This window comes from Alishewanella sp. d11, assembly GCF_049390205.1.
Taxonomy (GTDB): domain Bacteria; phylum Pseudomonadota; class Gammaproteobacteria; order Enterobacterales; family Alteromonadaceae; genus Alishewanella.
In genome coordinates, this window is record NZ_CP186547.1 from 3,271,656 (window position 1) to 3,284,756 (window position 13,101).

Here is a 13,101-nt window from a genome sequence, read left to right on the forward strand (position 1 = left end):
CTAAAACAACCTTTGACATCTTGGCTTTATGCGCAATAATTAGTGCATTAATGGTTATTGCGTAAAATTTAATGCAAAAGGTAACGTTTGTGAGCGTGCATGCACAGTTTGCGAAAACATTGGGTAAATTAGTAAAGCATCAGCGCGCACAAAGTATGGCTCAGGATGAGCTTGCTATGCGTACGGGGCTTAGCCGCAATACCATTTCGGCAATTGAAAATGGTAAATCTGTGAGTACTGAGGCGTTATTTACTGTGTTAGCACACCTTAACTTGCTGCATCTGTTGGCCGAGCCGGTGAGTACAGAGTTGGCTTTGCTCGATAATCAGCAGCAACGCAAAGTGCGTAAGCCCAAAGCGGAGTTGTCGAATGACTTCTGAGCAAGCTTATGTTTTCTACTCAGACCAATACCAGCTGGTTACATTGTATCGATAACAGCTGGTTGTACCCGCTTTTACCGCATTGACCCAATGCTCAGCGCCCGCTGAGGCGGGATCAAACAGTACGCAGCGGTTAAAAAGTGGTGTGATGGCAATAGTTTGGTTGTGTTGCCCCTGAAACACTAAGTCACCACCTTGATCTGCTTGCCAGTCTTTATTTAAATACAACAGCATACAGACTTCGCGCCCGGGCGAGTCGTCGGCATGCTGGTGCACAAAATCGCTACTGCCAAGCCGAAAGTAATTGGTATTAAGCGCCGGATCAGCGACGTTTTTATCGGTTAGCTGTACTTTAAACAGCCGTGATAGGAATTTAAGAAATTCCTCACCCCGTAAATAGTCTAAAAATTGCTGCGCAATATTGTTAGGCGCTGTTGAGCTGTTGCGTAGCCAAAGATCGCGCTTTACAAAGCGTTCTGGCTCTGGGGTGTTTTGCCACTTTTTATCATTAACATACAGCTTATCGTAGGTATGCTTTTGCGTTTGCCAGCCGTGATCCAGTTGCAATTGCTGAAGCACCTGTTCTAGTGGGCTACTATTAAACAACTGATCAATAACCACATAGCGCGGCTTGTGCTGCAACAGTTGCTGGCGATAGATGCGTACTGCATCATCGGTAAAGTATGCTGGGTTCAGCCACATGGTTTAAGCGTGCTCGTGCTAAAAGCGGCTATTATACAATATCTATTATCAGGAAAGCGTAAATGCATACTATCGCCATTCGAGGTTCAACATTAACATTTAACGATAATCCTTTTGCAAAGCCGATTAAATCGTGTTTCAAGTACGAAGAAGACACCATTATTGTGTTGCAAAATGGGCTTATCTCCAAGATAGGCCCTGCAGCGGATATGCTGAAAACACTGCCAAGCGACATCAGTATTCAACACTATCGCAATGCGTTGATCCTGCCAGGGTTTATTGATTGCCATGTGCATTACCCGCAAACTGAAATTATTGGTGCTTACGGTAAGCAACTTATTGATTGGCTGAATAAATATACTTTTGTGGCAGAGCAGAATTTTCGTGATAAATCTCATGCTACTAAGGCCGCTAAAGTCTTTTTGCGCGAATGTTTGCGTGTAGGTACAACCACCGCTGCCACTTTTTGTACTGTGCATCCAGATTCTGTTGATGCTTTTTTTGAGATCTCTGAACAGCTAAATATGCGCAATATTGCGGGCAAAGTATTGATGGATCGTAATGCGCCGGCCATGTTAATGGATACCCCGCAAAGTGGTTATGATCAAACCAAAGCGTTAATTGCCCGTTGGCATGGCAAGGGGCGTCAGCTTTATTGTGTTAGCCCACGTTTTGCACCAACCAGTAGCCCCGCACAAATGGAAATGACGGGGGCGGTTTGGCAAGAACACCCAGGCACCTTTTTACAAAGCCATGTTTCTGAAAATAAGGCGGAAATCGAGTGGGTAAAACAATTATATCCTGAGCGAAAAGGGTATTTGGATGTTTACCATTACTATGGTCAGTTGGGGCCACGCGCCATTCTTGGGCATGGAGTGCATCTTACTGAAGACGAGTTTCAGGTATTGCACGATACGGGCACGGCCATTGCGCACTGCCCAACGTCTAACTTGTTTTTGGGTAGTGGTTTGTTTGACCTTAAGCAGGCAATGGATCCCAAACGCCCGGTCCGAGTAGGTTTAGCCACCGATCTAGGCGCTGGCACCAGTTTTTCGCAACTGGCTACCATGAACGAGGCTTATAAAGTGGCACAGCTGAATGGTTATTCCTTAAGCCCGTTACATGCTTTTTATTCAGCAACCCGTGGGGCCGCCAATGCGCTTTACTTGGATGACAAAATCGGCAGTCTAGAAGTGGGTAAAGAAGCCGACATTATCGTGCTTGATCTAAATGCCACGCCAATCATCAAATATCGCATGCAATATGCTAAGAGTTTAGAAGACATCTTATTTGTATTGATGACGTTGGGTGATGATCGTACGGTTAAAGCAACTTATGTTGCAGGTGAGCGGGTTTACTCTCGTGACGCTGAGATAGAAAACGAAACCTTTGTGAAACACCTTAGCTTCGAGTTATGACTTTTGCTATTAAACTGTAAGCGTAACATCAACCACACCTTGTGGTGTGGCTGCTGTTACGCTTACAGTTCTCTATGGTTCAGCATATGTTACATACGATCTTTCTCAGTAAAAAGTGTATACTTTCTTAAGTCTTACTAACATTGTGAAAACATTACCATGCACCTGCTTACTGAAAAAGTGTGGAATATGAAACCCAACAAGCCTTTAGCTAAACAACTTGCTAAAAGGGATTTGCCTGCTTTGGTGTGTGATGCCGTCAACCTGGAAGGCGTAGCAATGACGCTGCCGGAAGTGCAGACAATCCTTGATGGCATTACGGTGGGAGGACATCGTATCAGTGATCAAAATATGGCAATTAACCAAGCTAAAGCTTGGGATTATCTGTTCAGTCTAGTCGAGCAAGATAGGTTTACATTTGATAAAGAAACTGCCATTCAAATTCATAATATTGCTGGAAAAGAAGAGACGTTAGAGTGGGGGAAATTCCGCTCAGGCTATGCTTCTATTACTGGCTCTGATTATGCCCCTCCTGCGCCTGAGATGTTAGACGATAAATGGCGTGAAATTGAGCAGTTGGTTGAATGCGAAGTCGATATCTACGACAAGGCTATTACAGCTTTCCTTCAAATGGCTCGTGTACAATTTTTCTGGGATGTGAATAAACGCACTGGCCGTTTTATGATGAACGGTATTTTGTTAGCGCATGGCTATCCTATCATTAATGTACCTGCTAAGCGTCAGCAAGAATTTAACACCTTAATGCTTGATTTTTATGCGGACAATAACATGGCCGCAATGAATAAGTTTTTAAGAAGTTGTATCGATGAAAGAATCATTCGGAATTTTAAGCTCGATTTGCCAATAGGTTAGTCTCCAACCTAAGTTTTACCCGTTAAAAAGGTTTTAATCATGAGCAATACTTGGGTTGTCGACCTTCGCCATTATCTGAACGAAAACGGTGCTATTGAAATCTCATCAGGCCCGGGGTTGCGTTTGGCTCAGCATATTGTCGCTATCGTGCAGGAGACAACAGGGGATCCATATAACGAAGGTTTATTCCCAAAAGTGCCTTGTCGCAGAAGGCCAAACCGCAAGCCTTGTAGTGGTGAAATTGCCAGCTTCATTAATCCTGATAATCAGCACATTATCTGGGTTTGCCCAATCTGTGAAGATAACGGCTTGATATCAGGTTGGCAGGGGACATTGTGGGATTTGACTCGAGAAAATACTATCGAACATTGAGTGTAACTACTAAGTTACCTTTCGTGGCACAAAGCGGGCACTAATTTTAAAACCACCTGGTGCAAGTAACTTGCTTAGATTGGACAAGCGGGCGTCGGTCTGGCCTTTTTCAATCTCGCGCAGTGTTTTATCAGATACCTTGGTATAAGCTGCATATTCGGTTTGGGTCATACCGTAAAGTTCTGTGCGTATTCGCCTTATCGCTTCACCGAGGCTAATTGCACCGCTGTTAATGTCTGCTTCAATCTGAGAGAGTAACGTCAGACGCTCTTGGCCGGAAGATTCAGTCATACTTAACCCCTAAATTCGCCAGCTTTTCATGCATACGGGAAAATCCTAGCGCTGGAAAGTTTATAATTTCGATGGGGCATTGACGATGCAAGACCAACAGTCAGTGGCATCGTATGAAGGAACTTCAGTTATGTAAGATTTCAGATAAGTGAGTCGGACGGGATTGCTTAATTCATTACCTAGAAAACAGAGTTCCGCAGCATCCCACCACTTCCTGTTATTGAACAACTGTAATATGAGGGTTTTCATACGTATTCCGGAGTTTTGTTACCGATTTAAAGTCAGGTTAGTGCATAAAGCGGAATTAATCTACCGATTTATTATTAATCTGAGCAAATAAACGGAATCAAAATTCCGAATGTTTATAGGTGGTAACTTTAAACTCTAGTATGAGTTTTTTCTTCACTAAAATTGCTATCCCTCTAGGCCTTGATTTACGTTTGGCCTAGCAATTTATCGATATTGTGGAGTAATCCACTGGCGTTACTGAGGTATCCCCACAAACTTTAAAGTTAAAATAAGAAGTTAGGCTAGTAGGGAATATTCATGGCAGTTCCCGATATGATCTTTTGCCAAAAATCTTAAATTGAATAAATTGAAGTAACGCCATGAATGGTAAAACTATGCTCGCTTATTTCCTCCGATTTGTCACCCCAAAAACATGAATAAAGCCAGATTTTATGTCTAATTATACGAGGTTACTGCTCTTGCTAAAGACGCGTGTTGTATTATGACGGTCATTTGGCATGCAATGCCAGCTTCGTCCGATAAAGTCAGTATCAAGTGCGTAGACAGATTACTCAGCATTGCCAATGCTGCAGCGGGAGCTACCTCTTATCTATGCGGCAATGACCAAATCTGTCCTTAGCAGTAAATCTCAACCGCTCATTTTGGTTGACCTACTGCAATTAGACGACACTTTAAGTCAGCAAGGCAAAACCTGTTTACAGGAGATGATGATGGATACTGCGTTAGCTTATGCGGGTGCAAGCTGGCAAGTACAATAAGCTTTCTATCTGTCTGATAAGCATACACTGAGTAATTACACAGTATGGTACTTAATGACGGCAATACTACAATAAGCGCTTATGGATGACTTGTCGTAAATAGCGACATTGTCATGGATGATTATAACTATCTTGATGCGTGGAAGACGATTAGAAAATTCGTCAGGCAGTGCAGGTTTGCAAGCGCAGCGTGTCGCTGCCATGGCAAGGATGCCAATGCATCGGGTGTCGTATACCCATTTTTTTACAGTTTAAGCTTACTGATTGAGAGGGAATTTATGCACGCATCAAGCTTTGACTTCTTACAAAAACACTACTCAGAATTATACCATCTGGCGATCCAGGCTGAGCGCTATGCACATTCTGATCACTCCAGTTTCCTCCTTAAAATCCGCATGTTTTTAGAGATCTGGTGTCATGATCTTGCATACCAACATATCAAAAGCGTAGATATCGAGCCTGCACTTTTTGATAAAATTGAACAGCTACGGACCTTATCGTTAATTTCACACGATACCACCAGCATACTGCATAATATTCGCGCGATTTGTAATCGCGGTGTGCATTTAGCGTTTGATCAAAACAGAGGCTTCTGTCAGGTTATTGAGATATCAGACAATGATATTAACCAGTGTTTAGTTGGGATCTATAAGCTTGGCGCACATATAGCAGGGGAGCAAAATTGTTCGCCCGGCGCAGGTTTACAACTCTCAGCACAAGCTAAGTTAGACACAGCTGTTATGCAAGGTTTTGCTGGTAACGGTAAAGCGTCGTTAAGTGTGGTGAAATTAATCCATGCCGACATCAAACAACATAAATCGAATAGTCGTTATTGCGCAAATGATGTCATATATTGGCTTGATAAAGCTTTAACACAAGGCAATTTCGAGGCGCTGGAATACTATAGTCAACTGCTCGTTGAAAAACGTTACAAGCAGCTTGAATTGAAGCAGCTTAAATTCTGGCTGGAACAATTTAAACATCTTGAACAGAAGGCTGAATATGCCCTTATCGCCGCTAAAACTTACGAAACACTCGGCGAGATGCGCGTAGCATTAAAACATTTCCATGCCGCTGCTGAACAAGGGTGTTTTACATCTTTAAAACGCTTACAAGACTATTATCTCAAACGTGATGAACAATCATTTTTTAACATTATTAGCTTAGGATATGAGCACAATGAGCGTCGTTCAGTCTATTACTTTCTCATGTTTCATCTCTTTGAGCATCACTTTGCAGACCATCCCGAGGATTTACAAAACGCCTGCTTGAAAAAACTTAAACAACAATATCTGAAGGCAAAAGCCTTTAATGTTGAAGGATTCGCTTATGCAGACGCGGTGTTAGGCTTGTATAAAACACTTGATATAAACTATAACCCAACACAAGCAGCAGAGATAATCGCGCTTAATTGGCAAAAAGCGCCGCGCTATTTCAAGTTGGACTTTGCTATTTTCAGCAAGTTATTAAATGAAAACATCAATTTACCCTTTATGGTGGAGTTTGCCCAAGCGATCATGCCATATTGTAACGAGCCCGATCTGTTAGCAGAACTTGAGCTAAATCTTGGTTTGTTACAATGGCAGTTATCGCTCAATAAAACACCTTTTACTGCAAAGCAAAATAGCCGCGAATTAATTAAATCGGCGGCAAGGCGAGGCAATGTAGAAGCGCAAAACATGCTAACGCATTTAACGGGCCGATTTGGTAAGGCAGGCATGCCATTTCACTTGCCTAAATTTAGGGGTATTAGCAAGCGGGCAAGCTGAAGTTTGATAATCAAAGGGTTTATTCTGCTCTGTCCTCAAGAGCAGCACGTTTAGTTCGACATATTTTGTCGCAGTGAGCAATTATACTGCAGTCATTGTCAAGTTCATCCACTAACAAAGCTTTTATTAAATGAGCAGGAGAGCACAGTGAATCAGCAAGCAATCAAAATCGTGATTATCAGTGGTGCCGGTATCAGCGCTGAGAGTGGCTTAGCGACCTTTCGCGATCCTGATGGTTTATGGCAGCAATATGATCTTGAAGACCTAGCCACACCACAAGCCTTTGCGCGTAACCCCGCATTAGTGCATCGCTTTTATAATTCGCGGCGCATACAAGCAGCGAAAGCCGAGCCCAATGCAGCGCATTTAGCCATTGCCAAATTAGAGCAAGCCTTTAACGTGGTGGTAGTAACGCAGAATGTCGATGATTTGCATGAGCGGGCAGGGTCGAGCAAGGTGCTGCATTTGCATGGCAAATTAAATGAAGCGCGCAGCAGCAAAAATCCAAATCTGATTGAAGTTATCGGTCAGCGCGAATTAAAAGTGGGAGAGCTCGCCGCTGATGGCTCAGCGCTGCGCCCTAATATCGTCTGGTTTGGCGAAGAGGTACCAGCCATGCAGCCTGCCATTAAAGAGATTGCCAGTGCCGATCAAATTTTAGTTGTCGGCACTTCACTACAAGTTTATCCCGCTGCATCATTACTATTCTATGCGCGTAAGGGAGCAGAAAAAGTGCTGATTAACCTGGAAGCCACCGATAATGATGCCGGCTATCAATTTATACAAGGAAAGGCGGCTACGGAAGTGCCGAAGTTAGTGGAGAAGTGGTTGGCCAAGCAATAATGGTTTGATCCTCAGTCAAAACAAACGGGCATATAAAAAGCAATTGCTGCTGGAAAATTGCTGTTGATTTCTGTGATGTCGGACTAGTTGCTAGTGTCAGGCTAAATCTCTTCTCATGCAGTTACTATTCTACAGGGATATATTCAGCATCTATCCCCAAATGACCACCTTTCTTTGTCTAAGGCGCGAATGTTATTTCAGTCAATTGACAATGATTTCTTGATATCGCAGATCCTTGTCATGAGTACTAAAGGGTCAAAAGTTGATTCTTTGAAGCCAAATTTTTTGTAGAAGGCTTGCGCACTGTTATCGATAGCATGCACTAAAATTCCGGCACCACCGACAGCATTCATTGCTTGTACTGAGCGAATAATACAATCTTTTAACAAACCTGCCGCAATACCGCGACCTTGATAAGCGCTTTCCACCCCAAGCCTTGCTAAAATTACCATCGGAATGGGATCAGGGCTATTTCTTCGTAGTGAACTAAATGCTTGCTCTCTAGATACCGAACCCATGGCAATAGCATAGTACCCAACCACCTTGTTGTCCGAAGTATCATTGACAACATACACTCTCGCGGTTCCTCGGCTTTGGCTCTTCAACGCCTGTTTTCTTAACCACGTATCGAGCTCTTCAATACCACATTGAAAGTTATTAAGCTGATGCCCATCATTCAATAGCGTTGGCGCACTTATTCCCAAAGCGCTCTCCTATTGAACAGATCTTTCATGCCTTCAAGCGTCTGAGGCTCTGCACGAAGTTCGGTATCGAAAGCTTCAAAAGCCTTTGCTTCAAGGACAAAATCCCGCTGTTCAGCCAGTATGCTATGCGCTTCATTGAGCGCTGCTTGCTGAATAAACACGGTCCTATCGACTTTTTTTAAACTTGCTGCTGCATCAATAATATCCCTTACCGATGGTAGTACTCGCATATTGATTGACGCTGTTTTTGTAGTCATAACACCACCCTGTATATCTATTTAATACACAGTCTAGATGATTTATGTGTATAGTCAATAGATATACGGTTTTGTTCATGGATAAGTGGATAAGGTGGGTCATCCTAATTGTCGCCGAACAGATAGCCGTATTTGGCGTTATGAAATTGTCACTTGCAACAATTGCAGAGCCTGATATTGGAGCGGGGCGCAACGCACAATGCTAGTTTATTGTGGCTGCGACTGATGGCTAATACTGATGAGTGCTAATGTGCAGTGTAAGCTTTGTGGCTAGCTCAATTCTAATGGGGTATACAAACATAGGCTGGGCTTAAGGTAAACAAAGCTTTATTTGTTTGGTGCGACCTTTAAATAGAATTGTGCCCTACCATCTTCGTTGCAGACTAACTGCGGCAGTAATAACAGGTTGCCCTGGCGCTCTAGCGGTAAAAAGGTACCTTGCATCATAAGCAATAAACGGGACTGATCTTCATTTGGCAGCTGATCTGCAAGTTGTTGTAAAATTTGTGTGTTGTAAGCTGCGGTTAACACAAACCAGCTCAGTTCATCTTGGCCTTGGCTAAGTACGTAGTCTTCTTCAGCCGCTATAGCGGGCAGGAGTAAAAAATTACTAATACGTTCCAGCGCAATTGTGACCATGACTTATCCTCGGTATCGCTTTTGAGAAGCAGCATAACCTCGCAGCGCGACAGAATGTGTCGAGGATTTGGTTTCTGTCGTTCCAAAGGAGCCTTACACTGACTAAAAATCCTCCATCAATGCTTCCCAATAGCCAGGTTCGTCATGGTGCTGGTTTTTCATTGCATGCTCTAAAGGTAGATAACAAAAAGTCACACCTTCGAATTTGCAGCTCCCATCAGGATGCTCCAGAAAGCGGCTTAACTTTATAAAGTCTGGATCAGATTCATCAAAAGGAACATCGATATAGATTTGTCCTTTATAGGACGAAAACCCATATTCATTGGCAACATCACCGCAGGGAGTGTGATTCATGTGGTTCTTATCAAGCCAGTCGATTATGTCTTGCCGACTGTGCCAAGAGGACCAATCGGTGGTTGAAAAAGAATCTTTATTGAAGGTGAGGTACAGCACGTCTCGCTGTTTCTCACGGCAAATTTTGTCAATATATTGAATATGTTGAGGCATATTTTAGTCGCTTCCGTTCGGTATTTGTCACTAAGGTTACCTGTTAAACACGGTCAGGTCAAAAATGATATGCGTGTTTTACATACACTGTATTTTGTACCAGTATGGTGTAAATGTAAGTTTTAAAATAACATCAACCTTAACAATGAAACGTTAAAGCCCATATTTATTTACTATTTGTTCAAGTTATATCTATTTAACCTAAATTTCATAGAGGGATAAATCATGTCTCAGACTATGCTTCGTGATGCTGCCGGTCGTGTTTACGCTTTTATTAATACCGAACACAATGGTGATCAGACAATTCGTCCAGCTGATGGCGTGCCGATAGGACGTTACTACAAAGGTATGGATATGACCATGGATTTACGCAGTGGTCGTCAAATCGCAAAAGGAAATGCCTTGATGGCGTTAGTGCCACCACCAATATACTAATTATGTTAATTATCGTCGTAATTGAACTGTTTTAATAAAACTAGGATTTTGTAATTAAGGATAAATTATGAAAGAAGCGGTATCTGCAATTTTGAGTTTTTACGAGGATGTGCAATCTCGTCTTAAACAAGAATATACTTGGAATATTCCCGTTCTTGAAGGATTTTCTTCGGTACCTCTTTCGGGTTATGAAGCAAATGTTGAACTTAAGAAATATTTAAATAAGGAATGGAAAAGCGCAAGTATTGAGAAAAAACATGAGCTTGCAAAATTTGTCGTTGCTAAATGGGGTGGCGTCAGATCAAATAAGATTGAAACCCTAAATAAATATGTATTACAGGCCGATCTGCCTCAACCGCAAACACCTTTAAAAGGTGTTGCGAGTTATTCGAAAATTTTTGCAATTGTTGCGCCAGAAAATTATGCAATTTATGATGCCAGAGTAGCAGCCTGTTTGAATGCCACCCAATTCCTTGGTAACGTTGGACAAGGACTAACATTTAACTATGTTTCTGGCCGCAATAATATTATTGGCCATGCAATTAAAAAACAGGGATTTGTATTTCATCCATCTTTTAAGACTAAGACTTTACGTGCTTTAGGGTGGGAAAGCATTGCGGCAAATGATACCTACCAAAGTTACCTAACTTTGCTAAAAAAATGCTCTTCTGCTTTGTCTGAAATCCCCTTATATGAGCTTGAAATGTGTTTATTTGCATTTGCCGAAGAGCAGTGCAATAAGGCACTCGCAAAAATAGCTAGCGAGTAACCACATATAAATTCAGCCTTGCTTGAACAAATCTAAATAAACCAAATAAGTGCGACGCATTTTGTCGCACTTATCCCTTATGCTGCTTCTGAACCAAGATTTACACGATTAATTCAGTTAAATCAGCAGAGGTTGTTATTTAGCAAAGACTAACTATTTAAAGCCTTCAGCGGTTACGGGATCAGGATCTTCGTCAAAACTGGGAGCAAACGTGTAACCTTCTTGTTTGAGTTTGCTGAAATCAAATGGAAGACTGTGATCATAGCGATGCAAACGTTCATTATAGATTAAAGCACTGAGATTATTTTCTTTACAGTATTTAAGTTGTTGCTGGAAATCAAAACTACAAAGCCGGTACGGATCGGTTAAAAAAGCCATTCCTTCAACTGGGCTATGCTCAGTAAAAATCCACCAATAGTATTTATACATACGTGGATTAGGGTTAACAGAACTAACACTGGCATTGAAGATCCTAGGGCCTTTACGGGCAGTTAGTTCTGCCAGCGTTTGAAAAGAGGGTTTCATCATAGTGTTAATAGTCCTGTTAATGCATAGCTATTGCCGTTGTAATTAACGATTTAGCTAAAGTCAAGCAACAACAGGATAAGGTTCAAATTTTACGTTATAAAATGATTGAAGAGGAAACTGAAGATGATATTAGAAGAGTTCAAGCAATTAGTTACTAAGCATCGTCCAACAGGTTATGCACTTGGTGAATTTAAAACTGATACACCTGACTATCGGTTTGGTAAGCAGAATCAGACGGTGGCGATGATTTATGATAATAGTATTAAAAGCGCTGTGAAATTCACTTTTAGAGTTGGGTTAACTTCCTTGCTTATTAAGAAGTTTAACGAGCTTGGGGCGCATGCTATTCAGCATCCTGAACTGCGCGATATGTTTTTGGTGACAATTGGTAACAATGCATTCTCTGATGAAATGATTGGTTTGCTTGAAGAGAGCATTATTAGAGCACTAAGAAAGTTTTATCAATAAACTAAGGTTAGGCGGGGTAGCAGAATGTGGTTTGAAGAATTAACCGGCTTTATTGAGCAGAATGCAATACAGGTTCAACAACAGATTGCAGTACAAGGTGACAGACTGTTGTTTAAAAACTCGGGTAAGGTGGTGCAAGCAGGGACACTTAGCACCCCGTCGTTAGCTGAGCTCAACGAACAGGCGCAGCAGGTTTTGCATACCGATGCGGCTTTAACCGGCGTTTTGTCGCTGGAAGAAGTGGTAGCGGATGTGCAAGAACTGCATGCCAACCCAGATAATGCCGGTGCTATATTTCAGGTCGCATCGCAGTTTAATCTACTAGAGATGGTCTCACCGGATGTGACGCCGGAGCAGGGGGTTACCCGCTATCAAAACGACAAAACACAGGGGCCTGCCTGTGCCATTGCCTGCGGCGCGGGGTTAATATACCGCAACTACTTTGTTCCCGTTGGCGAGCAGCTAGGTCAATCGGCCAATAAGCAGCTTAATATGCTTGCTACGCTGGAGCAGGCATTAATGCGTTACTTCAGTCAACAGACCGCCACGGACTATGCAAATATCACGTCACCTTGGGCAATGCAAAATGGATATGCACTGCCAAGTAAACAGCAACTTATTCTGATCAATAAGGTGCTTGCGGGGCTAAACCCAACGGAATATCAGCAGTTAAAAGAGCTGGTGTGCATAGGGCTGCAACATGATACCGAGGTAACGATAAAGCAGGCATCACATTTGGTTACTCAAGCCTATTGCTCTGCAATGCCAGTGGCTTATAACTACCATTCCAATGAGTTATGGCAGCCTTTGGCAAGCTTAATACTTGATGCTGCCTATGAAGCAACCTTTGCTGCAGCGGTTGTGAATGCAAAGCGCACCGGCAATAAACGGCTGTATTTAACGCTGTTAGGCGGAGGCGCCTTTGGTAACCAACCACAGTGGATCTTAAATGCGATTACACAGGCCTGTACTCGCTATAAAAATTGCGCGTTAGAGGTAAAAATTGTGAGCTACCGGTATCCAAACCCGCAGCTACACACATTGATATCATAAATAGATAGAGCCATCACATGAAAGCCTTAGATTTAGAATACCGACTAAGCCTCTAAACTTGGCCGCGAGTTCTATTATTTTCTTAA

17 protein-coding genes and 1 pseudogene are annotated in these 13,101 nt (G+C 42.4%); 11 read left to right on the plus strand and 7 right to left on the minus strand.

Annotated elements, in window-relative coordinates:
• Positions 1 to 89 precede the first annotated feature (89 nt).
• Complete coding sequence (locus tag ACO1PK_RS14700; RefSeq protein WP_423186354.1) at positions 90 to 380, plus strand: helix-turn-helix domain-containing protein; 291 nt, start codon at positions 90 to 92, stop codon at positions 378 to 380.
• A gap of 15 nt (positions 381 to 395) precedes the next feature.
• Here the strand turns inward: ACO1PK_RS14700 and ACO1PK_RS14705 are convergent, their stop codons facing one another.
• A complete protein-coding gene (locus ACO1PK_RS14705) occupies positions 396 to 1,082 on the minus strand; it encodes a 2OG-Fe(II) oxygenase (RefSeq protein ID WP_423186355.1) in 687 nt (228 codons plus the stop codon).
• Positions 1,083 to 1,144: 62 nt separating this feature from the next.
• On the opposite strand from ACO1PK_RS14705, the gene guaD reads away from it, so the two are divergent.
• The 3 genes from guaD (at position 1,145) to ACO1PK_RS14720 (ending at position 3,745) form a co-directional block, all read left to right on the plus strand.
• Positions 1,145 to 2,500: a guanine deaminase gene (guaD, locus tag ACO1PK_RS14710; protein WP_423186356.1), complete on the plus strand. Its 1,356-nt coding sequence runs from the start codon at positions 1,145 to 1,147 to the stop codon at positions 2,498 to 2,500.
• Positions 2,501 to 2,689: 189 nt separating this feature from the next.
• Positions 2,690 to 3,373, plus strand: coding sequence for a Fic family protein (locus ACO1PK_RS14715; RefSeq protein WP_423186357.1), 684 nt, complete (start codon positions 2,690 to 2,692; stop codon positions 3,371 to 3,373).
• A gap of 39 nt (positions 3,374 to 3,412) precedes the next feature.
• On the plus strand, positions 3,413 to 3,745 hold the full coding sequence (locus ACO1PK_RS14720) for a hypothetical protein (protein WP_423186358.1): 333 nt from the start codon (positions 3,413 to 3,415) through the stop codon (positions 3,743 to 3,745).
• Positions 3,746 to 3,754: 9 nt separating this feature from the next.
• On the opposite strand, the gene ACO1PK_RS14725 is transcribed toward ACO1PK_RS14720, so the two are convergent.
• On the minus strand, positions 3,755 to 4,036 hold the full coding sequence (locus ACO1PK_RS14725; RefSeq protein WP_423186359.1) for a helix-turn-helix domain-containing protein: 282 nt from the start codon (positions 4,034 to 4,036) through the stop codon (positions 3,755 to 3,757).
• A gap of 608 nt (positions 4,037 to 4,644) precedes the next feature.
• On the opposite strand from ACO1PK_RS14725, the pseudogene ACO1PK_RS14730 reads away from it, so the two are divergent.
• The 3 genes and pseudogenes from ACO1PK_RS14730 to ACO1PK_RS14740 form a co-directional block, all read left to right on the plus strand.
• A pseudogene (locus tag ACO1PK_RS14730) lies at positions 4,645 to 4,950 on the plus strand (IS4 family transposase); the annotation flags it as partial.
• Positions 4,951 to 5,321: 371 nt separating this feature from the next.
• Entirely contained in the window at positions 5,322 to 6,812 is a 1,491-nt protein-coding gene (locus ACO1PK_RS14735; RefSeq protein ID WP_423186360.1) for a DUF4145 domain-containing protein, read from the plus strand.
• Positions 6,813 to 6,959: 147 nt separating this feature from the next.
• Positions 6,960 to 7,655 (plus strand): SIR2 family NAD-dependent protein deacylase, encoded by a 696-nt coding sequence (locus ACO1PK_RS14740; protein WP_423186361.1) that lies wholly within the window; start codon positions 6,960 to 6,962, stop codon positions 7,653 to 7,655.
• Positions 7,656 to 7,852: 197 nt separating this feature from the next.
• On the opposite strand, the gene ACO1PK_RS14745 is transcribed toward ACO1PK_RS14740, so the two are convergent.
• From ACO1PK_RS14745 to ACO1PK_RS14760, 4 genes are all read right to left on the minus strand, one after another.
• A complete protein-coding gene (locus ACO1PK_RS14745; RefSeq protein ID WP_423186362.1) occupies positions 7,853 to 8,359 on the minus strand; it encodes a GNAT family N-acetyltransferase in 507 nt (168 codons plus the stop codon).
• The gene (locus ACO1PK_RS14750) at positions 8,350 to 8,616 is read right to left on the minus strand and encodes a DUF1778 domain-containing protein (RefSeq protein WP_423186363.1); all 267 of its coding nucleotides are present in this window, start codon (positions 8,614 to 8,616) and stop codon (positions 8,350 to 8,352) included. The genes ACO1PK_RS14745 and ACO1PK_RS14750 overlap by 10 nt, the downstream gene beginning before the upstream one ends.
• A 327-nt stretch (positions 8,617 to 8,943) precedes the next feature.
• Positions 8,944 to 9,255 carry a hypothetical protein gene (locus ACO1PK_RS14755; RefSeq protein WP_423186364.1) on the minus strand — a complete coding sequence of 104 codons (312 nt, stop codon included), beginning with the start codon at positions 9,253 to 9,255 and terminating at the stop codon, positions 8,944 to 8,946.
• A gap of 102 nt (positions 9,256 to 9,357) precedes the next feature.
• Complete coding sequence (locus tag ACO1PK_RS14760) at positions 9,358 to 9,762, minus strand: hypothetical protein (RefSeq protein WP_423186365.1); 405 nt, start codon at positions 9,760 to 9,762, stop codon at positions 9,358 to 9,360.
• 225 nt (positions 9,763 to 9,987) lie between these two features.
• On the opposite strand from ACO1PK_RS14760, the gene ACO1PK_RS14765 reads away from it, so the two are divergent.
• Complete coding sequence (locus ACO1PK_RS14765; protein WP_423186366.1) at positions 9,988 to 10,197, plus strand: hypothetical protein; 210 nt, start codon at positions 9,988 to 9,990, stop codon at positions 10,195 to 10,197.
• 67 nt (positions 10,198 to 10,264) lie between these two features.
• On the plus strand, positions 10,265 to 10,966 hold the full coding sequence (locus ACO1PK_RS14770) for a hypothetical protein (protein WP_423186367.1): 702 nt from the start codon (positions 10,265 to 10,267) through the stop codon (positions 10,964 to 10,966).
• 153 nt (positions 10,967 to 11,119) lie between these two features.
• On the opposite strand, the gene ACO1PK_RS14775 is transcribed toward ACO1PK_RS14770, so the two are convergent.
• Positions 11,120 to 11,494: a hypothetical protein gene (locus tag ACO1PK_RS14775; RefSeq protein WP_423186368.1), complete on the minus strand. Its 375-nt coding sequence runs from the start codon at positions 11,492 to 11,494 to the stop codon at positions 11,120 to 11,122.
• 123 nt (positions 11,495 to 11,617) lie between these two features.
• Here ACO1PK_RS14775 and ACO1PK_RS14780 point away from each other — a divergent pair, with 123 nt between their 5' ends.
• Positions 11,618 to 11,962 carry a hypothetical protein gene (locus ACO1PK_RS14780; protein WP_423186369.1) on the plus strand — a complete coding sequence of 115 codons (345 nt, stop codon included), beginning with the start codon at positions 11,618 to 11,620 and terminating at the stop codon, positions 11,960 to 11,962.
• Between the two features lie 24 nt (positions 11,963 to 11,986).
• Positions 11,987 to 13,015, plus strand: coding sequence for a hypothetical protein (locus tag ACO1PK_RS14785; protein WP_423186370.1), 1,029 nt, complete (start codon positions 11,987 to 11,989; stop codon positions 13,013 to 13,015).
• Positions 13,016 to 13,101: the final 86 nt, after the last annotated feature.